The following is a 19,199-nucleotide window of genomic DNA, read 5'->3' as shown; positions in this document are numbered from 1 at the left end:
CCTGACCCGGCCCGCATCCTAGCGATCCAGCCAGCGGCCCAGGCCCCAGACGCCACCGATCACGGTGACCACGGCTCCCATCAGCCCGATTGACCACCAGAAGCCGTCTGGCTCTTGCAGCCACGGCATTCGCGCGAAGTTCATGCCGAAGATGCCCGTGATGAGCGTCAGCGGCATGAAGACCGCCGTGATGACGGTCAGCGCGCGCATGGTCCGGTTGGTTCGGTGAGCCACTGCGGAAAAATGGATCTGCACCGCGGATTCGATCGAATCCTCGAGTCGCCGGGCGTGCGCCAGCACGCGCAGGATGTGCTCCATCAGGTCGTTGATGCGTACGAGCAGGACTTCGTCGCGGCTCGCTTCCTGCGCCCCTTCGGCATCTTCGGCGCTATAGCGATTGTCGAGCAGACTGTCGCGAAACTCCTGCAGCGCATCCCGCTGCTCTTCACTGAGATGCTCGAGCCGCCTGAGCTGGATGCGCGCATCCAGCAGACCTTCCCAGCTTGAGAAACTATGGCGACTGCTCAGCAGCGCCCGCTGCCAGCGATCGAGCTGCCGGGTCAGCGGAGCACGCAGATCCAAGTAGCGGTCGACCATCGCGTTCAGCAGTCGCAGCATCAGGTCTTCGGGCCGGGTTGGCGGCCTGACGCCATGCACCAGCGCCGCTGTACCGCCGGCACGCGCGGACGCGGGGCGAGGCGCGCCACAGCTTTCGAGTAGCCTTTGGCGTACCTGTTCGATCGTGCGTGACGGCGAGGGCCGCACGGTTACCAGTACGTTGTCGAAGACGAAGAATGCAACTGGCTGCGTATCAATGCGCGCGAGCGCCGGCAGGAAGCCCGGCGCGTATTTGCGCGACGCCTTGCGCTGCGTGACGGACTGTGTGGCCTCGGCCTCGGCGAACTGCCGGCTGGTTTCGAAGGTGAGCTTGCGGAAGATCACCATGTCGTACGCGTGGGTCGTATCGAAGAACGACGGATGCGCAGGATTGGTGGCGTCGGCCAGATGCAGGTCGAGGATGGGTGCGCCCGTCAGCGCCATCAGGCTGTCGCGCCAGGCGCCGGGCGCCGGCGTAACTTCCTCGGTGCCGAAGTCCGCCCAGACAAACCGCGCGGCCGCATTTCCGGAGAGGAAGTCGCGCGCCGCGTCGAGTGTGTCCAGCGGATGTACCTGGTTGGCCGAGAAGCCCAGCAGCTGCATCCGCCGCTCAGGCCTGCAGCAGGCGCGCGGCGTCGCGCGCGAAGTAGGTCAGGATGCCATCCGCGCCAGCACGGCGGAATGCCAGCAGCGATTCCATCATGACCTTGTCGTGGTCGAGCCAGCCATTCTGCGCGGCGGCCTTGAGCATCGCGTACTCGCCGCTGACCTGATACACGTACGTCGGGAAGCGAAACTCGTCCTTCACGCGGCGCACGATGTCGAGGTACGGCATACCCGGCTTCACCATGACCATGTCGGCGCCTTCCATGATGTCCTGTGCGACTTCACGCAGGGCCTCGTCGGTATTGGCCGGGTCCATCTGGTAAGTCATCTTGTTGCCCTTGCCCAGATTGCTGGCCGAGCCCACCGCATCGCGGAACGGGCCGTAGAACGCTGACGCGTACTTGGCCGAGTAGGCCATGATGCGCGTGTGGATGTGGCCAGCTTCTTCCAGTGCGTTGCGCACGGCGCCGATACGGCCGTCCATCATGTCGGACGGCGCGACGATGTCGACACCTGCTTCCGCCTGGACAAGCGCCTGCTTGACGAGGATCTCGACGGTGATGTCGTTGATCACGTAGCCGTTCTCGTCGAGCACGCCATCCTGGCCATGGCTCGTGTACGGATCGAGCGCGACGTCGGTCAGCACGCCAAGCTCGGGAAAGCGATCCTTCAGTGCGCGCACGGCGCGAGGCACCAGGCCTTCGGGGTTCGTGGCCTCGATGCCGTCAGGTGATTTCAGCGACGGATCGATCACCGGGAACAGCGCGATGACCGGAATGCCGAGCTTCACGCAGTCTTCCGCGACCGGCATCAGCAGGTCCACGGACACACGTTCCACGCCGGGCATCGACGCCACGGTCTGTCGCTGGTTCTGGCCTTCCAGGATAAAGACCGGATAGATCAGGTTGTCAGGCGACAGGCGATTCTCGCGCATCATGCGGCGCGAGAAGTCGTCGCGACGCATGCGGCGGGGACGGAACTCGGGGAACGTGGACATGGCTGAATCTTGGGAGAGTCGTGGACGAATGCGCGGCGCACGTCACCGCGAGAAGCCCGCGGCAGACAGCAGCAGAAGTACGCCGAAAGAAAAAAGAACTTTTGTGCGTGCCCGCTATCATACTCGCGGACACCCTGTGTTGCTCCGCGCAGCGCGGATGTCCCCCGCTACTCCTCCCTGAGCGGGTACCCGCCCTGAACCGGCGGGAAAGTTCGTCCCCGTTGTTCGCAACGGGGCTTTTTTTTGCCGGTTCGAAGTCGATGCGTGGCCTCAGCCCTGCGGCGTGTCGGGCGTATCCGTCTTCGCAACGGCAGGCTGCGCTTCAGGCAACGCCAGCCAACCCGCCACTACCCGCTGTGCTTCTTCGATGCCACGACGCTTCAGGCTGGAGAACAACTGGGCGGTGAGCGCCGGCGGGTTTTCCATCTGCGCCGCGTAATCGGCGAGCACCTTGCGCGTTTCGCGCAGCGCCTTGGCATTATCGCTGGTGGTCAGCTTGTCCGCCTTGGTCAACAACACGTGGATCGGCTTGCCGGTCGGCAGAAACCACTCGACCATCTGGCAATCGAGGTCCGTGAATGGGCGGCGCGCATCCATCATCAGGATCAGGCCGGACAACTGCGTCCGGGCCTGCACGTAGTCGGAAAGCAGGCCTTGCCAGTGAAACTTGGCGCTGCCAGATACTTCCGCATAGCCGTAGCCGGGCAGGTCGACCAGGAAGCCGACAGGATCGGGGGCCTTGACCGGCGCCACGGTGAAGAAGTTGATATGTTGCGTGCGCCCGGGCGTGCGTGACGAGAACGCCAGCCGCTTCTGGTTGCACAGGATGTTGATGGCCGTGGACTTGCCGGCGTTGGAGCGGCCGGCGAACGCCACCTCGGGAACGGCCGTGGCAGGCAGGTCGCGGAGGTGGTTGACGGTCGTGAAAAAGCGAGCCTGATGTAGGAGGGACATGCGCTGGAGTGGTGAGGCGGGTGACGAGTCGGCGGGGTGGTATACGACCCCTTGAAGGGACGTCGCCACAGAGACTGATCTAAGTCAATCCGGAAAGCGATTTATTGTACAATAACCCGGTTTACGGTCTCCTGAGCAGGTGACGTGTGGCATCCTTGCGCGATGTCATCGGCGATGCCTTAAATCGCCCGGGAAGCAATGTCCTGGGCGGGTTGGTGGGCGTTGCGTATACCGGTCTCACCCCTTGCTCGAAAAGGCGCTTCCTCACCGCCTGGCAAGGGAAGATCGGCATGCATTACGGTGTTCATAACAAATCTGACAAGGTATACGAATGAACCGCATTGCGAAACTTCTGGGTGTCATGGCGCTGGCTGTTCCGATGGCCGCCATGAGTGGGCTGGCATCTGCCGCAGAGCAGGCCGCCGCGAAGGCAGATCCCGCCAAGGGCGAGACGCTATATTCGCAAGGCGCACCCGATCGCAATGTGCCAGCATGTCTTTCCTGCCACGGCGCAGCCGGCAACAGTGCCGCGGCCACCAATCCTAAGCTGGCCGGCCAGCAAGCGGAGTACGTGCACAAGCAACTGGCAGACTTCAAGGCCAAGAGCCGTAACAACGCCATCATGACGCCGTATGCGTCGGCGCTGAACGACCAGGAAATGAAGGACATCGGTGCCTATCTCGCCAAGCAGCAGGTCAAGCCTGCCACAGCGAAGAACAAGGACACGATCGAGATTGGCCAGAAGATCTACCGCGGTGGTATCGCGGCCAAGGGCGTGCCGGCCTGCGCTGGCTGCCACGGTCCGACCGGTGCCGGCATCCCGGCGCAATATCCGCGAATCGGCGGCCAGTATTCCGAGTACACCGAAGCGCAACTGGTGGCGTTCCGCCAGGGCACCCGTACCAACAATTCGGTCATGAGCACGATCGCCGCCCAGATGTCGGATACCGAGATCAAGGCGGTCGCGGACTACGTCGCCGGCGTCCGTTAAGTCGTATCCGGCCGGCATGGCAGGGTATCCCCTTGGGGGATGAACCAGCCGTGCCAGCAGCAATCGAAGAGGGTGGCCTGCTTGCCAAAGCACGTCCACCCTCTTTTGTTTTCCGGCGCCCAACCGGCGTCACATCAAGCACCAAACCGGATATCGGGTATTACCGCACATGTCGACCCCTTCCACTTCAGGCCTGCACCTGAAGACTCATCACCGCGTGCTGCGCGACGCCGTCGAGTTGCTGTCCTCGATGCGCTTCGCCATCACGCTGCTGACGGTGATTGCCATCGCCAGCATCATCGGCACGGTGCTCAAGCAGAACGAACCGTACCCGAATTACGTCAATCAGTTCGGGCCGTTCTGGGCGGACCTGTTCCACGCGCTGTCCCTGCAGAAGGTGTACAGCTCCTGGTGGTTCCTGCTGATCCTGGGCTTTCTCGTTGTCTCGACTTCGCTCTGTATCGCGCGCAATGGGCCGAAGATGATCGTCGACATGCGCTCGTGGAAGGATCACGTGCGCGAGCGCAGCCTGCGCGCATTCCATCATCGGGGTGAGTACGATGCGTCGCGCGTCCGTACCGATGCCACCGGCCGGGTGTATGCGCTGCTGCGCAACCGGGGTTATCGCATCAAGCCCGTCGAGCACGAGGGCGCCACGTTGCTGGCTGCCAAGGCCGGTTCGGCGAACAAGCTCGGCTACATCCTCGCGCACACCGCCATCGTCGTGATCTGCCTGGGGGGTTTGCTTGATGGCGACATGCTGATCCGGGCGCAGATGTGGTTTGGCGGCAAGTCCCCGATCGACGGCAATGCCATCATCAGCGAGATTCCGGCCAAGCACAGGCTCTCGCCAAGCAATCCGGGCTTCCGTGGCAATGCGTTCGTGCCCGAAGGTGCGACCGTGTCGACCGCGATCCTCAACATCGCCGACGGCGCGCTGGTGCAGGACCTGCCGTTCACGATCATGCTCAAGAAGTTCACCGTGGACTTCTATTCCACTGGGATGCCCAAGTTGTTCGCCTCCGATGTGGTGGTGACCGACCGGGCAACCGGCAAGAAGACCGAGGCGACGATCAAGGTCAACGAGCCATTGGTCATCGACGGCGTGGCCATCTATCAGTCGAGCTTCGAAGACGGCGGCTCGCGTCTGAAGTTCGTCGGGTATCCCATGACGGGCAGTACCCATGCGACGTTCCCGTTTGCCGGCACGATCGGTGGCAACGCGCCCCTCGCGGGCACGGGCACTGGTGCCGACAAGGATGGATTGACCGTCGAGTTCAGCGATTTCCGGCTGATGAACGTCGAGACGGTCACGGATGCGTCGGGCAAGGCCGACGCGCGTGGCGTGGCGCGCAAATCCTCGCTGGGCACGCTGGAGCAGCACCTCGGCGCCGCTGCCAATCCGAACAAGGAAAAGGACCTGCGCAATGTTGGTCCGTCGGTGCAGTACAAGCTGCGCGACGCAAATGGTCAGGCTCGCGAGTTCAACAACTACATGCTGCCGGTGCAACTGGATGGGCAGACCGTGTTCCTGGCCGGTATGCGCGAATCGCCGAATGAGCCATTCCGCTACCTGAGAATTCCGGCCGATGACCAGAGTAGTGTGGCGGACTGGATGCGTCTGCGCGCGGCGCTGCAGGACAAGGGGATGCGCGGCGAAGCTGCCCGCCGTTTCGCCGAGATATCGATGCCGGGCGCCGACAAGGCGGACCTGCGCAAGCAACTGGCCGAAAGCGCCATGCGTGCGTTGGACCTGTTTGCTGGGGCCACTCGCACGTCGCCCGACGCGCCTCCGGGCGGTTTCACGGCGATCGCTGCCTTCCTGGAAAAATCGGTCCCGCAGGCTGATCAGCAAAAGGCCGCGGACGTGCTTTTGAAGATTCTCAACGGCTCGATGTGGGAGCTCTGGCAACTGGCGCGCGAGCAGGACAAGCTGCCGGCCATCCCAAATGACACGAAAAGCGGCGTATTCCTCCAGCAGGCAATCAATGCGCTTTCGGACAGTTTCTTCTACGCCGCGCCGGTGTTTCTGCAGCTAGAAGACTTCCAGCAGGTCCAGGCCAGCGTGTTCCAGATGACTCGTGCGCCGGGCAAGAACATCGTGTATCTTGGGTGCTTGCTGCTTGTCCTGGGCGTGTTCGCAATGTTCTACATTCGCGAACGGCGCGTCTGGATCTGGATCAAGGACAAGGGCGTCGATGCTGCCGGACACTCCAGCGGTAGTCACGTCCTGATGGCGATGTCCACACAACGTCGCACGATGGATTTCGAGAAGGAATTCGTGGCGTTGCGCGCCGATATCGGCCGCGCCGTTGGCGCCGAGGTGACGGAAGCGGCGGGTGGTCATGATGCCGCGATGACGCAAGGCGCACCGCAATCGGGGCCATCAGCGTCAGATGATAAGCACGCGTCATCGCTATAGTACAAAGTACAAGAGCATGAACCGGCGTCAGCCTGTGCGGAGACACGCGGGCGGGGGCGCAGCAGATAAAACAGGCGCTTAGCGCCAAAGAGCAGGAATGCCATGTCCTCGAATGTGAATCACGTCAATCCTGGCCTGACGCCGCGGCGTGCCGCGGCAACCGATGATGTGTCCCGTGACGCATCCGGCCAGGACACCGCCTATCTCGAACCTTCATTCCTGAGCCGCCTGGGCTGGACCGATTGGGTCTTCGCGCTGCTGCTCGTGGTCGGCGCCGGGTTTGCGCTCTCGCGCTACGGCCAGTGGATGAACGTCTATGACAAGGGCGTGCTGATTGCCGCAGTGCCGACGTTCGCGCTGCTGGGCTGGCACTGGAAGCCCGTCCGTCTGCTGATGATCGGCATCGCGGCGTTTTCGCTGTTCGCGATCCAGCTCTATCAGGGTGACCTCGCGCGCGCCGAGCAGGCTTTCTTCCTGAAGTACTTCCTGTCGAGCCAGTCGGCCATCCTCTGGATGAGTGCGCTGGTGTTCCTCTCGACCCTGTTCTACTGGGTTGGACTGATTTCGCGGTCGGAAACCGGCTACAGCATTGGCAGCAAGCTCTGCTGGGCGGCCGTCGTGCTGGGCTTCACGGGTCTGATGGTGCGGTGGTACGAGTCGTACCTGATCGGCGCGGACATCGGCCATATTCCAATCTCGAACCTCTATGAGGTTTTCGTTCTCTTCTCGCTGATCACGTCCCTGTTTTATCTGTACTACGAGCGCCGCTATGCAACCCGCGCGCTTGGACCGTTCGTGATGCTCGTGGTGTCAGCGGCAGTCGGTTTCTTGCTGTGGTACACGGTCAGCCGCAATGCACAGGAGATCCAGCCGTTGGTGCCCGCCCTGCAGAGCTGGTGGATGAAGATCCACGTGCCGGCGAACTTCATCGGATACGGCACGTTCGCGCTGGCGGCAATGGTGTCGGTGGCCTACCTGCTCAAGCAACGTGGCATTCTGGCCGAGCGTCTGCCTTCGCTCGAGTTGCTCGACGACGTCATGTACAAGGCGATCGCGGTCGGTTTCGCCTTCTTCACGATCGCAACGATCCTCGGCGCACTGTGGGCTGCCGAGGCTTGGGGTGGCTACTGGAGCTGGGATCCGAAAGAAACCTGGGCGCTGATCGTCTGGCTCAACTATGCAGCTTGGCTGCACATGCGCCTGATGAAGGGGCTGCGCGGTACGGTTGCTGCATGGTGGGCGCTGGTTGGCCTGTTGGTGACGACCTTCGCCTTTCTCGGTGTGAACATGTTCCTGTCGGGGCTGCACAGCTACGGCGAACTCTGATCCGCCAGATCAACCTGTCCCGATGACGAAGCCTGCCGATTCCGGCAGGCTTTTTTGTTTCCTGAGCGGACCCTGAACATCGGACAGGCTCGAACCGTCGCATCATGTTTCGCAGAGAATGCGCTTCGGTTTTCTAAATATGCGTCATTAGGCATTTATCACCATCTAAGAAGCCACTTTCCGCCGCTGAACGCCACATTTTTTTGAGGTGGGAGGAATAAACACATCACATCGGGTGTTTACTGAAAGAGAACGGCGCCGGTTGTCGGCACCGCCCTGAAGAAGGAGACCCTCATGATGGCTTCTCGTCACACTGCTGTATCGAAGCTCCGCCCGATCGCACTCGCGCTGGGTGCTGCCACTGTCCTGCTGGCCGGTTGTTCCAGCCTGGGGATGGGTGGTGGCGACATGCCGCCTACCGTGAAAGTCACCAACGGCGCGCTGACCGATCCGCAGGGCCTGACGCTGTACACGTTCGATCGTGACCCGGCGAACGGCGGCAAGAGCGTCTGCAACGGCATGTGCTCGACCAACTGGCCGCCGCTGCTGGCTGAGCCAGGCAAGAGCGCATCGGGTGACTACTCGATCATCACGCGCGATGACGGTACCCGGCAGTGGGCGTACAAGGGCAAGCCGCTTTATCGCTTTGCCAAGGACGCCAAGGCGGGCGACAAGTCAGGCGACAACTTCAACGCCGTCTGGCACGTCGCGCTGCCGTGAAGCCCTGATCGTCGCTAGGCAATCCCGGCATGGAACCGTTTGAACGTCAGTTGGTGGTACTGGCGCCGCGTTTGCGGCGCCATGCCCGCGGTCTGACCGGCGATGCCATGCTGGCCGACGATCTCGTGCAGGACACGCTCGAGCGTGCCCTGCGCTATCGCTGGAGATTTCGCCTTCGCCCCGGCGCGTTATGGGGCGATGGCGCGGATGGGCTGCTGCCATGGTTGCTGACACTGATGCATCGGCTGCGCCTGAATCATCTGCGCAAGAGTGATGTCGTGACCGCAATGGATACGCTGCCGGAGGTGGTTGCCCATACCGCCGACCCGGGCCTGCGTCGCGATCTGTTACAGGCACTCGGCCAGTTACCGGAGCCACAGCGCGCGGTGCTGCTGCTCGTCAGCCTGGAGCAGTTCTCGTACGCCGAGGCCGCCAGGGTGCTCGACGTGCCGATCGGCACCGTGATGTCGCGCCTGGCGCGCGCGCGCGAACATATGCGTCGCCTGCTGGATGGCGGCGCCGATAGTGCTGCGGCAACAACCTCGTTGCAGCGGGTGAAATGATGGTGACCCCGACTCCAGTCGGCGAAGCCGACCTCCATGCATACGCGGACGGCCAGTTAAGCGGCCCGCGCCGGGCCGAAGTCGAAGCCTTCCTGGCAGCCGATCCGGAAGCCGCGCGCAAGGTCGAGGCCTGGCGTCGCCAAACGGCGGGGCTGCACGCATCATTGAACGCCGTCCTCAAGGAGGCGGTACCGCTGGACGCGCTTCCACGCGGATTACGCGCCGGCAGCGGGCGCGCAAAGGCTCATCGCCCGCTCTGGCCCGTGGCGCTAGCGCTGGCCGCCAGCGTCGCGACATTCATCATCGGTGGCACGAGCGGCTGGATGGCGCGTGGTCGATTTGACGCCGACCTCGGCGGCGTGCCTCCACTCGAACGATTTGCACGCGACGCATTGGCCAGCCATGTGGTTTATGCACCCGAGGTTCGCCATGTGGTCGAGGTTCCCGCCAGCGATGAGGCGCACATGGTCGCTTGGCTGTCCAAGCGGCTCGGTGCGCCGTTGCAGGTCCCTGATCTCCGCGCACAGGGCTTTCGCCTGATCGGCGGGCGGCTCGGTGTGGCCGAGGGCGGTCCGATGGCTATCCTGATGTATGAGAATGACGCCGGGACACGCCTGTCGCTGCAATTGCGGCGGATGGCGCAAGGGACACCGGATACCGCATTCCGGCTCGAACGGCTGGCGCCTGCCCAAGGTGCTCAATCCACCGGGCCCGCTGCCATGGCGTTTTACTGGGTCGATCACAGTCTCGGTTTCGCACTGGCGGGGCCGATCGATCGTGAGCGACTGCTGGCGCTGGCGACGGCCGTCTATCAGCAATACCAACGGGGATAATCGCACCGCCCGCCGCACCTTTCAGCAGTCTTCCCTGTCAAACTCCCCAGGCTCCATCAGGCTTCGTTCGAACCATGCTGATTCCCTCTCCGAAATGGCTGCGCGGCGATGACATCGCTGCCTCCGAGATCACCCCGAAGCACGTATTCACGGCGCGACGGCGCCTGCTGGCCATGGCGGCAGCGGGTACGGCCGGGGGCCTGGCAGCACCTTGGTTTGCGCGGGAGGCGTTCGCGCAGGGCTCGCCAGGCAAGCTCCCCAAGTTGGCGGCCACGCTGAACAATGCCTACGCGGTGACGGAAAAACGTACCTCGTATGAGGACGTCACGACCTACAACAACTTCTACGAGTTCGGCACCGATAAGTCCGACCCGGCGCGATACGCCGCTACGCTGCGGCCGCGTCCGTGGCAGGTCGCGGTGGAGGGGCTGGTCAAGCAGCCCAAGGTGTTCGACCTCGACGAACTTCTCAGGCTTGCACCGCTTGAGGAGCGGATCTATCGGCTCCGCTGTGTCGAAGGTTGGTCGATGGTGATCCCGTGGATCGGCTATCCGCTTGCTGAGTTGATCCGGCGTGTCGAGCCGCAGCCGGGCGCGAAGTTCGTCCAGTTCATCACGCTGGCCGACAAGAAGCAGATGCCCGGTATCAGCAGCGGGGTGCTGGAATGGCCCTACAGCGAAGGCTTGCGCATGGACGAGGCCATGCATCCGTTGGCGCTGCTCACATTTGGACTCTACGGTGAGGTGTTGCCGAACCAGAACGGCGCACCGGTGCGCATGGTGGTGCCCTGGAAGTATGGCTTCAAGAGTGCCAAGTCGATCGTGAAGATCCGCTTTGTCGACAAGCAGCCACCGACGAGCTGGAACATCGCCGCGGCGAACGAGTACGGCTTCTACTCGAACGTGAATCCTGACGTGGACCATCCGCGCTGGAGCCAGGCCACGGAACGGCGTATCGGCGAAGACAAGGGGGGAGGCGGTTTCTCGGCCCTGTTCGCGCCGAAGCGCAAGACCTTGATGTTCAATGGCTACGGAGCGCAGGTGGCGTCGCTCTATCAGGGCATGGACCTGAGGAAGAATTTCTGATGGCCGAGCGCGATCTGCCGGCGTCGGCCGCGCAGGATTCGCCGCGCCACGCTGGGTTGGCGTTGCTCGCGCCGTCACGCGTGCGCGCGGTGAAGGTCTGTGCCTGGCTTCTGGCGCTCCTGCCGTTCGCGCGATTGATGTACCTCGGCGCCACGTCGCAGTTCGGCGCGAATCCACTCGAGTTCGTCACACGATCGACGGGCACCTGGACGCTAGTCATGCTGTGCGTCACGCTCGCGGTAACGCCGCTGCGCCGGATCACCAGCTGGCACTGGCTGATCCGGTTGCGCCGCATGTTTGGCCTGTTCACGTTTTTCTACGGCGTGCTGCACTTCATGCTGTGGCTCGCGGTGGATCGCGGCTTCGACGTGGCCTACATGATCAAGGACATCGGCAAGCGGCCATTTATCACGGTGGGTTTTGCGGCATTCGTGCTGATGGCCCCGTTGGCCGCCACATCTGCCAATGCGATGGTGCGTTGGCTTGGCGGTAGACGCTGGCAATTGCTGCACCGTGCGATCTATGCGATTGCCGTACTGGCGATCCTGCACTACTGGTGGCACAAAGCGGGCAAGAACGATTTCCAGGAGGTGTCGATCTATGCCGTAGTGGTGTTCGTACTGCTGGCGCTACGCGTGTGGTGGTGGCTGCAGAGGCGGCGGGCAATGCCATAAAAAAGGGCGACGTAGAACGTCGCCCTTTTTGTTTTGGCCGAGAGCCTGTCAGGCCTCAAGCCTCAAGCCTAAAGCCTCAAGCCCTTGGCCTCAGGTCAGGCCTTCAGCAGTCGCTCGTTGCGGAACAGGTCCGCGGGCAACTCGCGCTCGCGCACCAGATGCACGGTATCGCCATCGACCATCACCTCGGCCGCGCGGCCGCGCGTGTTGTAGTTCGAACTCATCACGAAACCATAGGCGCCAGCCGACATCACCGCCAGCAGGTCGCCGGCCTGAACGGCCAGCGTGCGGTCGCGGCCGAGCCAGTCGCCGGACTCGCAGACCGGACCCACTACGTCGTACATCACCCCCGCGTCGTTGCGAGGGGCGACCGGCTCGATGCGGTGGAATGCCTCATACATCGCGGGACGCGCCAGATCGTTCATTGCCGCGTCGACGATGCAGAAGTTCTTGGCCGCGCCGGGCTTCAGGAATTCCACACGGGTCAACAACACGCCGGCGTTGCCGACCAGCGAACGGCCCGGTTCGAACAGGACCTCGCGGTGCCCGTGGCCGCGCGCGGCCACACGGTCGATCAGCGTGGTGGCGAACTTCGTGATGTCCGGCGGGGTTTCATCGTTGTAGGTGATGCCCAGGCCGCCGCCCACATCGATATGTTCCAGCTTGATGCCTTCGGCCTCGAGTGCTTCAACCACGTCGAGCACCTTGTCGAGCGCCTCCAGATAAGGCGCCACCTCGGTGATCTGCGAGCCGATATGGCAGTCGATGCCCGTGACCTCGATATTCGGCAGCGCTGCGGCAGCACGATAGGTCGGCAGCACGTCCTCGAAGGCGACGCCGAACTTGTTGGCCTTGAGGCCCGTCGAGATGTACGGATGCGTCTTGGCATCCACATCCGGGTTGATGCGCAGCGACACGCGCGCGCGCTTGCCGAGGCGGCCGGCAACAGCGTTCAGGCGGTCCAGTTCGGGAATCGACTCGACGTTGAAGCCGCGCACGTCGTGGCTCAGCGCCAGCTCCATGTCCGCGATGTTCTTCGCGACACCGGAGAACACCACCTTGCGCGGGTCGCCGCCAGCGGCGATCACACGCAGCAGCTCACCACCGGAGACGATGTCGAATCCCGCGCCGAGTTGCGCAAATACCTGCAGCACGGCCAGGTTCGAATTGGCCTTCACCGCATATTGCACGTGGGCGTTGCGGCCCTTGCACGCGGCCGCGTAGGCGTTGTACGCGGCCGTCAGCGCGGCCCGCGAATAGACGAAGGTCGGCGAGCCGAACTGGTCGGCAATGCGGGTCAGCGGGGCTTGCTCGACGGAGAGGATGCCATCGCGGCGCGAAAAGAAATCGGTCATGTTCAAACGGCACTCAACGTGCTGAGGGGGCGGAACTGCCACGAGCCGGTTCCACGGGCACGGGCGAGGCGGTCGACGGCTCCGACATGGGGCGCGCGGGCTCGACGGCTCCGGGCGCATCGGGTTTGCCCAGTCCGGGATCGGCCACGGTTGGCGCCGTCGGAGCGGGTGGCACGATCGGCATGTACAGCGGGCCGCGAATGCCACATCCGGCCAGGGGCATCGCGAGTGTGGCGGCAAACGCCGATACAATCGCAGCACGACGCAGCATCGGGAAGTCCTTCATTGTCTGGATGGGTTCTCGGATGGCTGCGGGAAGCGCAAGGTTTCCCGACTTTTCCATCAATTGATGCCGGCCCGAGTGCCCAATCCGAACGGGGCGCCGGCGGCCTTGGAGTGTAGCATGCCCCCCCTCAGTGAAAGCGAGTTCCTGGCGCTGGCCAGCAAGGCCCTGGACCAACTGGAAGCGGCGATCGAAGCCGCCGCCGATGCGGCCGACGCCGACGTGGAAATCAATCGGACCGGCAACGTGATGGAACTCGAGTTCGAGGACGGCTCCAAGATCATCGTCAACAGCCAGGCCCCCATGCAGGAACTGTGGGTGGCAGCCAAGGCCGGTGGCTTCCATTTCCGCAACGATGGCAGCAAATGGGTCGATACGCGGGGTGGTGGCGAACTGTATGCCGCGCTGTCCGGGTACATGAGCCAGCAGGCAGGGGTCACCTTGACACTGAAGTAAGCGTTCCGGCACGCCACGCCGAAACAAAAAACCGGCCGCGAGGGCCGGTTTTTCGTTGGGGGGCGGCGCCGGTCAGGCTCCGCCGAACATCTCCAGGATCTTCTTCTTTTCCGCCTCGGTGTCCTGTGGAGGGCGCGAGCTTTCGTCCGGCTTGCCAGGCCACGGGTCGCCCAGGCCCACCGATGCCACGCCTGCGCCGCCGGCATTTTCCTCGAGCGTCCAGTCTCCCGCTACCATGACCACACCTTCAGGCGGCTGGCGATCCGGGCTTTCTGGCACCCCCTTGAGCGCCTTGCTCATGTAGCCGACCCAGATTGGCAGTGCCAGTCCGCCACCGGTCTCGCGCACGCCCAGGCTCTTGGGCTGGTCGTAGCCCATCCAGGCAATCGCCACCAGTTTCGGCGTGTAGCCGGCGAACCACGCATCGACCGCATCGTTGGTGGTGCCGGTCTTGCCGGCCAAGTCGCTACGGCCCAGGCGCTGCTTGGCCGGGTTTGCCGTGCCGCTACGCACCACCTCGCGCAGCATGCTGTCGGCGATAAACGCGGTGCGCGCGTCGAGCACCCGCACGGCATCGCCACCAGCCTTCTGAGGATGAGTCTCCGAGACGATCTTGCCGCGCGAATCCTCGACCCGCTGGATCAGGAACGGGTTAATGCGATAGCCGCCATTGGCAAACACCGAGTAGGCGCCCGCCATCTGCAGCGGCGTCACGCTACCCGCGCCAAGCGCCATCGGCAGGTAGGCCGGATGCTTGTCGGCCTCGAAGCCGAAACGCGTGATGTAGTCCTGGGCGTACTGCGTGCCGATCGCGCGCAGGATACGCACCGACACCAGGTTCTTCGACTTGGCCAGGGCGCGGCGCATCGTCATCGGCCCTTCGAACTTGCCGTCGTAGTTCTTGGGTTCCCAGACCTGGCCACCCGTATCCGGTCCGATCGTCAGCGGTGCGTCATTGATCACCGTGGCCGGCGAGAAGCCCTTTTCGAGCGCAGCCGTGTAGATGAACGGCTTGAAGCTCGACCCGGGCTGACGCCAGGCTTGCGTCACATGGTTGAACTTGTTCCGGTTGTAGTCGAAACCACCCACCATCGAGCGTATCGCACCGTCCTCGGGGTTGATCGAGATGAACGCGGCGGCGACTTCCGGCAATTGCGTCACCGTCCACGAGTTGTCCTTCGGGTCCTGCGTCACGCGGATAATCGCGCCCGGGCGGATCTTCACCTTGGGCTGCGCGCTGGCCGCCAACGACGGCGCGATGAAGCGCAGCGCCGTGCCTTCGATCGTTGCCACCTCGCCCGATAGCAGAGTTGCGCGGACCTGTTTCGGCGAGATGCTCGTGACCACGGCGGAGCGCAGGTCGTCGCTGCCCGGATGCTCGACCAGCGCATCGTCGATGGCCTGTTCACGCTCGGCCGGATCGGACGGCAGGTCGATGAACGCTTCGGGGCCGCGATAGCCGTGCTTGCGCTCGTAGTTCATGATGCCGCTGCGCACGGACTCATAGGCGGCGTCCTGGTCGGGCTTGGTTAGCGTGGTGTAGACCGTCAGGCCGCGGGTATAGGTCTCCTCGCGGTACTGCGCGTACATCAGCTGGCGCACGATTTCCGCCACGTACTCGGCGTGGGTCGAGAATTCGTTGCCTTCGCTACGCACATTCAGCGGCTCGCGCACTGCCTGGTCGTACTGTTCCGGCGTGATGTAGTGCAGGTCGCGCATGCGTTGCAGGATGTACTCCTGGCGCACCTTCGCGCGGCGTGGGTTGACCACCGGGTTGTAGGCCGACGGCGCCTTGGGCAGGCCGGCCAGCATGGCGGCCTCGGCCGGCGTCACGTCCTTGATCGACTTGCCGAAGTACACGCGCGCCGCGCTGGCGAAGCCGTAGGCGCGCTGCCCCAGATAGATCTGGTTCATGTAGAGCTCGAGGATCTGATCCTTGCTCAGATTTGCCTCGATCTTGTACGCGAGCAGCATTTCATAGATCTTGCGCGTGTAGGTCTTCTCGCTCGAAAGGAAGAAGTTGCGCGCCACCTGCATCGTGATCGTCGAGGCGCCTTGCGACAGGCCGCCGCGCAGGTTGGCCAGGCCGGCGCGCATCACGCCGACGAAGTCCACGCCGCCGTGTTCGTAGAACCGGTCGTCCTCGATCGCGAGCACGGCCTTCTTCATGACGTCGGGGATTTCGGTGATCGGCACGAAGTTGCGGCGTTCCTCGCCGAATTCGCCGATCAGCACGTTGTCGGCCGTATAGATCCGAAGGGGGATCTTGGGGCGGTAGTCGGTGATCGTGTCCAGCGACGGCAGGTTCGGCGCCGCCACAACCAACGCATAGCCAACCAGCAGCGCTACCGCTGCCATGCCGGCGACAAGCAGTCCGATCACCCAGATCATGATCCGTGCCCACAATGGGCGGCGGACGGGAAGGGACGGCTTCTGTTGTGCTGTGGCCATAAGGGTTTACCTAATCAGAGTGCCCGGATTATATCGCCGCCCCTCCGGCGGCCCGGCGTTCCTGTGGCGCGAAAGGCGCTATCGCGCTGTTACAAGATGTAATGGCCTGAGAGCTTGCGTGTCCTGCCGTGCAGGCGATTGCCATGGAACGCGCGCGGCGGGCCGGAAACGGGAGCGGTGGTGTCGAGTGTGTCGCCAGGAATACGGGCAAGGATCGCAGAATTGGCGCGGGGCAACGCTATGCAACGAAGTTGTTGTTGAGCGTCGGATTTTGGCAACGCTTTGGCAGGGGCGATCTGAAAAAGAAAGCGTGGTTAAACCGGCACATTGCCAGCGCCCTTGGATTTTGTAAGAATCGTCGACCATAAAAGAGCAAAACGTTTCATCCAAAGAAACTGGCTCGCACCGTTAGAGCAGACATGCCGTGGGCGAGTTCAAATGTCAGGGGGTCACCTTGCGACGGGGCATCTTGTCGGGTCTTCTACGCCGGACTACGGTCGGCGTAGATATTGGGTCGTCTAGCGTCAAGGTCGTGGAGCTGTCCGTCGGGGCAGGCAGAAACGACTTCAGGCTGGAAAAATGCGCCAGCGAATTGCTGGATCGCAACGCCGTTGCCGATGGCAACGTGGTCAACATCGAGGCCGTGGGTATCGCGCTGAAGCGCGCGCTCGGCAAGGCTGGCATCCGCACGAAGGAAGTCGTGCTCGGCGTGCCGTCTATGCTGACGGAGTCCCAGACGGTCAGTCTTCCGGACAATCTCTCGGAAGACGAACTCTATTCCCAGGTCGAATCCGAGGCGCACCGCCTCTATCCGCCTTCGCAGGCGGTCAACTTCGACTTTGCGGTGATTGGTCCCAGCGAAACCGAAGGCGGCATCGGCGTGCGTGTCACGGCCGCCAATAGCGATCGCGTTCAGGAGCGCGTGACGGCCGCCGAGATGGCTGGCCTGAAGCCTCAGGTGATGGACGTCGAAGAGTACGCCGTGCAGCGCTCGATCGTGCAGATGCTCGGCGTGCCAGAAGGTCTCTCGGAAGCCGATGCCAAGGACCTCCCGGTTGTGGCGGTCGTCCATCTTGGCGGTAGCCGCTCCAAGGCGATCTTCTACCAGGGCTGGAAGGAACTGTACGAGCAGCCACTGAACAGCTACGGCGATCAGCTCACCCAGAGCGCCGCGCGCATGTTCACGCTCGATGCGCTCAAGGCCGAAATCAAGAAGCGCAAGAACACGCTGCCGGAGTCGTGGCGCGCGCAACTGCTCAAGCCGTCGCTCGAGGCGCTGGCCATGGAAGTGCAGGGCGCCATCGGCAACTTCATCGCCAGTTCCAGCCTTGGCCGTGTGGACGAGATCCTGCTTTCGGGCGGACATGCGTCCCTGCTCGGCGTGCAGGCGGCTATCCAGCAACAGACACAGATCACGACGACGCTGGCCAATCCTTTCGCAAACATGATGACCGCAGGCAAGGTCAACGAGCGCTATCTCCAGCGTGACCTGCCTGCGTACATCGTCAGTGCGGGACTGGCGCTGCGCGGTTTGCAATAACCCACCGGGGGGCAAGCATGTCCACGACGACGAATTCCATTCCGTCGGTCAACCTGCTGCCGTATCACGAGGCGCGCAAGGCGGCCCGGCGGAAGAAGGTCTACACGATGCTGGGCGGAGCAGCGGGCGCGGGGGCGCTCGTGGTTCTGATCGGCGGTTTCTATATCGACTCGCAGATCGATGCCGTCGCGGCACGCAATCAGGTGCTGAAGACGGAAAACGCCAGCATGGATGCGACGATCAGCAGGGTCAACTCGCTGAAGAAGGACATCGAGGCACTGCTGGATCGCCAACGCGCGATCGAGAGCCTTCAGGCGCAGCGAAACCTGCCCGTGCAACTGCTCGAGGAGCTCGTGCGTCAGGTGCCGGAAGGCGTCTACCTGTCCAGCCTCAAGCAGACCGGTGACAAGTTCGTGATGACCGGCGTGGCGCAGTCCAACGAACGAGTGTCCGAGCTGTTGCGCAACATCAGCCAGGTGACCTGGCTCGACCAGGCGGATCTGGTGGAGTCCAAGGCCATCACCATGACCAACAACCTGCGCGAACAGCGCCGGTTGTTCGAATTCTCGATGCGCTTTTCCTATCGCGCGCCGGAAGTCCCGGGCGACAAGAAAAAGGGCGCCTCCGACGCCGCGGGCATGCCCGCTGGTCGAAAGGTCTGATCATGGCGCTCAATACCGAAATCTCACTGCAGGACCTGACCGCGCAGTTCCGTGGCCTGAACCTGAACGAGCCGGAGACCTGGCCGACGGCGCCGCGCGTAGCCTTCTCCGCGCTTGCCGCCGCCATTGTGCTGGCGCTCGGCTGGCAGTTCTACTGGAGCGACAAGAGCGACGATCTGGACCGCAAGCGCGCCGAGCAGGAAACGCTGAAGCAGCAGTTCCAGACCAAGGTGGCGCAGGTCGCGAACCTCGACGCGCTGGTCGCGCAGAAGGCCGAGGTCGAAAAGCGCGTGGCGCTTGCCGAGCACCAACTGCCGAACAGCACCGAGATGGATGCGCTGCTGGCCGATGTGAACCACGCCGGCGTGGCGCGCGGACTGCAGTTCGAACTGTTCAAGCCTCAGCCAGCCACGATCAAGGCGTACTACGCCGAAATTCCGGTCAACCTGAAAGTGACGGGCCGCTACCACGATGTCGCGCTCTTTAACGCCGACGTGGCGGCACTCTCGCGGATTGTTTCGATGGGGAACCTGAACATGTCGGTGAGCAAGGACGGCACGCTATCAATGGAAGCTGTCGCCATGGCCTACCGCGCATTGGATCCCGACGAGCAGGCCGCGCAGCGCAAGGCAGCCGCGGACGCCGCGAAGAAGGCCAAGGGAGGTGCCAAGTGAGCCGCCTGAC

General features: G+C 63.3%; 18 protein-coding genes. 12 read left to right on the top strand and 6 right to left on the bottom strand.

Annotated elements, in window-relative coordinates; all coding sequences use genetic code 11:
- Positions 1-18: 18 nt before the first annotated feature.
- The 3 genes from B2246_RS17485 to yihA all read right to left on the bottom strand — a co-directional run bounded on the left by B2246_RS17485 (position 19) and on the right by yihA (position 3,154).
- Positions 19-1,200 (bottom strand): magnesium transporter CorA family protein, encoded by a 1,182-nt coding sequence (locus B2246_RS17485; protein WP_035881094.1) that lies wholly within the window; start codon positions 1,198-1,200, stop codon positions 19-21.
- Between the two features lie 7 nt (positions 1,201-1,207).
- On the bottom strand, positions 1,208-2,200 hold the full coding sequence (hemB, locus tag B2246_RS17480; RefSeq protein WP_035881095.1) for a porphobilinogen synthase: 993 nt from the start codon (positions 2,198-2,200) through the stop codon (positions 1,208-1,210).
- A gap of 270 nt (positions 2,201-2,470) precedes the next feature.
- On the bottom strand, positions 2,471-3,154 hold the full coding sequence (gene yihA / locus B2246_RS17475; RefSeq protein WP_008642992.1) for a ribosome biogenesis GTP-binding protein YihA/YsxC: 684 nt from the start codon (positions 3,152-3,154) through the stop codon (positions 2,471-2,473).
- A 331-nt stretch (positions 3,155-3,485) separates the two neighbouring features.
- On the opposite strand from yihA, the gene B2246_RS17470 reads away from it, so the two are divergent.
- The 8 genes from B2246_RS17470 (at position 3,486) to msrQ (ending at position 11,768) form a co-directional block, all read left to right on the top strand.
- A complete protein-coding gene (locus B2246_RS17470; RefSeq protein ID WP_008642993.1) occupies positions 3,486-4,145 on the top strand; it encodes a c-type cytochrome in 660 nt (219 codons plus the stop codon).
- Positions 4,146-4,314: 169 nt separating this feature from the next.
- Positions 4,315-6,567 (top strand): cytochrome c biogenesis protein ResB, encoded by a 2,253-nt coding sequence (locus B2246_RS17465; RefSeq protein ID WP_035881096.1) that lies wholly within the window; start codon positions 4,315-4,317, stop codon positions 6,565-6,567.
- A gap of 102 nt (positions 6,568-6,669) precedes the next feature.
- On the top strand, positions 6,670-7,893 hold the full coding sequence (gene ccsB / locus B2246_RS17460; protein WP_035881097.1) for a c-type cytochrome biogenesis protein CcsB: 1,224 nt from the start codon (positions 6,670-6,672) through the stop codon (positions 7,891-7,893).
- A gap of 294 nt (positions 7,894-8,187) precedes the next feature.
- On the top strand, positions 8,188-8,613 hold the full coding sequence (locus B2246_RS17455; RefSeq protein WP_008642997.1) for a lipoprotein: 426 nt from the start codon (positions 8,188-8,190) through the stop codon (positions 8,611-8,613).
- Between the two features lie 29 nt (positions 8,614-8,642).
- Positions 8,643-9,176 carry an RNA polymerase sigma factor gene (locus B2246_RS17450; RefSeq protein ID WP_008642998.1) on the top strand — a complete coding sequence of 178 codons (534 nt, stop codon included), beginning with the start codon at positions 8,643-8,645 and terminating at the stop codon, positions 9,174-9,176.
- Complete coding sequence (locus B2246_RS17445; protein WP_035881139.1) at positions 9,176-10,009, top strand: anti-sigma factor family protein; 834 nt, start codon at positions 9,176-9,178, stop codon at positions 10,007-10,009. Before B2246_RS17450 ends, B2246_RS17445 begins: the two co-directional genes overlap by 1 nt.
- A gap of 74 nt (positions 10,010-10,083) precedes the next feature.
- Entirely contained in the window at positions 10,084-11,094 is a 1,011-nt protein-coding gene (msrP, locus tag B2246_RS17440; RefSeq protein WP_035881098.1) for a protein-methionine-sulfoxide reductase catalytic subunit MsrP, read from the top strand.
- Positions 11,094-11,768, top strand: coding sequence for a protein-methionine-sulfoxide reductase heme-binding subunit MsrQ (msrQ, locus tag B2246_RS17435; RefSeq protein ID WP_051705287.1), 675 nt, complete (start codon positions 11,094-11,096; stop codon positions 11,766-11,768). The genes msrP and msrQ overlap by 1 nt, the downstream gene beginning before the upstream one ends.
- A 95-nt stretch (positions 11,769-11,863) precedes the next feature.
- On the opposite strand, the gene lysA is transcribed toward msrQ, so the two are convergent.
- On the bottom strand, positions 11,864-13,123 hold the full coding sequence (gene lysA, locus B2246_RS17430; protein WP_035881099.1) for a diaminopimelate decarboxylase: 1,260 nt from the start codon (positions 13,121-13,123) through the stop codon (positions 11,864-11,866).
- Positions 13,124-13,136: 13 nt separating this feature from the next.
- Positions 13,137-13,394: an LPS translocon maturation chaperone LptM gene (lptM, locus tag B2246_RS17425; protein ID WP_035881141.1), complete on the bottom strand. Its 258-nt coding sequence runs from the start codon at positions 13,392-13,394 to the stop codon at positions 13,137-13,139.
- A 132-nt stretch (positions 13,395-13,526) separates the two neighbouring features.
- Here lptM and cyaY point away from each other — a divergent pair, with 132 nt between their 5' ends.
- On the top strand, positions 13,527-13,862 hold the full coding sequence (gene cyaY / locus B2246_RS17420) for an iron donor protein CyaY (RefSeq protein ID WP_011517748.1): 336 nt from the start codon (positions 13,527-13,529) through the stop codon (positions 13,860-13,862).
- 72 nt (positions 13,863-13,934) lie between these two features.
- Here cyaY and B2246_RS17415 read toward each other — a convergent pair whose 3' ends face one another.
- Positions 13,935-16,313, bottom strand: a complete 2,379-nt coding sequence (locus tag B2246_RS17415; RefSeq protein ID WP_035881100.1) for a penicillin-binding protein 1A — start codon at positions 16,311-16,313, stop codon at positions 13,935-13,937.
- A 469-nt stretch (positions 16,314-16,782) separates the two neighbouring features.
- On the opposite strand from B2246_RS17415, the gene pilM reads away from it, so the two are divergent.
- From pilM to B2246_RS17400, 3 genes are read left to right on the top strand one after another with little or no spacing between them, the layout of a single operon-like run.
- Positions 16,783-17,853 carry a type IV pilus assembly protein PilM gene (pilM, locus tag B2246_RS17410; RefSeq protein WP_029308627.1) on the top strand — a complete coding sequence of 357 codons (1,071 nt, stop codon included), beginning with the start codon at positions 16,783-16,785 and terminating at the stop codon, positions 17,851-17,853.
- A gap of 17 nt (positions 17,854-17,870) precedes the next feature.
- Positions 17,871-18,515 (top strand): PilN domain-containing protein, encoded by a 645-nt coding sequence (locus B2246_RS17405; protein WP_008643010.1) that lies wholly within the window; start codon positions 17,871-17,873, stop codon positions 18,513-18,515.
- 2 nt (positions 18,516-18,517) lie between these two features.
- Positions 18,518-19,189: a type 4a pilus biogenesis protein PilO gene (locus B2246_RS17400; RefSeq protein ID WP_008643011.1), complete on the top strand. Its 672-nt coding sequence runs from the start codon at positions 18,518-18,520 to the stop codon at positions 19,187-19,189.
- Positions 19,190-19,199: the final 10 nt, after the last annotated feature.

The organism is Cupriavidus sp. UBA2010 (assembly GCF_002335265.1).
GTDB lineage: Bacteria > Pseudomonadota > Gammaproteobacteria > Burkholderiales > Burkholderiaceae > Cupriavidus > Cupriavidus metallidurans.
This window is presented reverse-complemented; position numbering and strand designations above follow the sequence as displayed.

What these genes read in the sequence shown, in the direction of transcription:
- B2246_RS17485 (WP_035881094.1), bottom strand. Translation starts at nt 1,200, where the DNA reads ATGCAGCTGCTGGGCTTCTCGGCCAACCAGGTACATCCGCTGGACACA.
- hemB (WP_035881095.1), bottom strand. Translation starts at nt 2,200, where the DNA reads ATGTCCACGTTCCCCGAGTTCCGTCCCCGCCGCATGCGTCGCGACGAC.
- yihA (WP_008642992.1), bottom strand. Translation starts at nt 3,154, where the DNA reads ATGTCCCTCCTACATCAGGCTCGCTTTTTCACGACCGTCAACCACCTC.
- B2246_RS17470 (WP_008642993.1), top strand. Translation starts at nt 3,486, where the DNA reads ATGAACCGCATTGCGAAACTTCTGGGTGTCATGGCGCTGGCTGTTCCG.
- B2246_RS17465 (WP_035881096.1), top strand. Translation starts at nt 4,315, where the DNA reads ATGTCGACCCCTTCCACTTCAGGCCTGCACCTGAAGACTCATCACCGC.
- ccsB (WP_035881097.1), top strand. Translation starts at nt 6,670, where the DNA reads ATGTCCTCGAATGTGAATCACGTCAATCCTGGCCTGACGCCGCGGCGT.
- B2246_RS17455 (WP_008642997.1), top strand. Translation starts at nt 8,188, where the DNA reads ATGATGGCTTCTCGTCACACTGCTGTATCGAAGCTCCGCCCGATCGCA.
- B2246_RS17450 (WP_008642998.1), top strand. Translation starts at nt 8,643, where the DNA reads ATGGAACCGTTTGAACGTCAGTTGGTGGTACTGGCGCCGCGTTTGCGG.
- B2246_RS17445 (WP_035881139.1), top strand. Translation starts at nt 9,176, where the DNA reads ATGGTGACCCCGACTCCAGTCGGCGAAGCCGACCTCCATGCATACGCG.
- msrP (WP_035881098.1), top strand. Translation starts at nt 10,084, where the DNA reads ATGCTGATTCCCTCTCCGAAATGGCTGCGCGGCGATGACATCGCTGCC.
- msrQ (WP_051705287.1), top strand. Translation starts at nt 11,094, where the DNA reads ATGGCCGAGCGCGATCTGCCGGCGTCGGCCGCGCAGGATTCGCCGCGC.
- lysA (WP_035881099.1), bottom strand. Translation starts at nt 13,123, where the DNA reads ATGACCGATTTCTTTTCGCGCCGCGATGGCATCCTCTCCGTCGAGCAA.
- lptM (WP_035881141.1), bottom strand. Translation starts at nt 13,394, where the DNA reads ATGCTGCGTCGTGCTGCGATTGTATCGGCGTTTGCCGCCACACTCGCG.
- cyaY (WP_011517748.1), top strand. Translation starts at nt 13,527, where the DNA reads ATGCCCCCCCTCAGTGAAAGCGAGTTCCTGGCGCTGGCCAGCAAGGCC.
- B2246_RS17415 (WP_035881100.1), bottom strand. Translation starts at nt 16,313, where the DNA reads ATGGCCACAGCACAACAGAAGCCGTCCCTTCCCGTCCGCCGCCCATTG.
- B2246_RS17405 (WP_008643010.1), top strand. Translation starts at nt 17,871, where the DNA reads ATGTCCACGACGACGAATTCCATTCCGTCGGTCAACCTGCTGCCGTAT.
- B2246_RS17400 (WP_008643011.1), top strand. Translation starts at nt 18,518, where the DNA reads ATGGCGCTCAATACCGAAATCTCACTGCAGGACCTGACCGCGCAGTTC.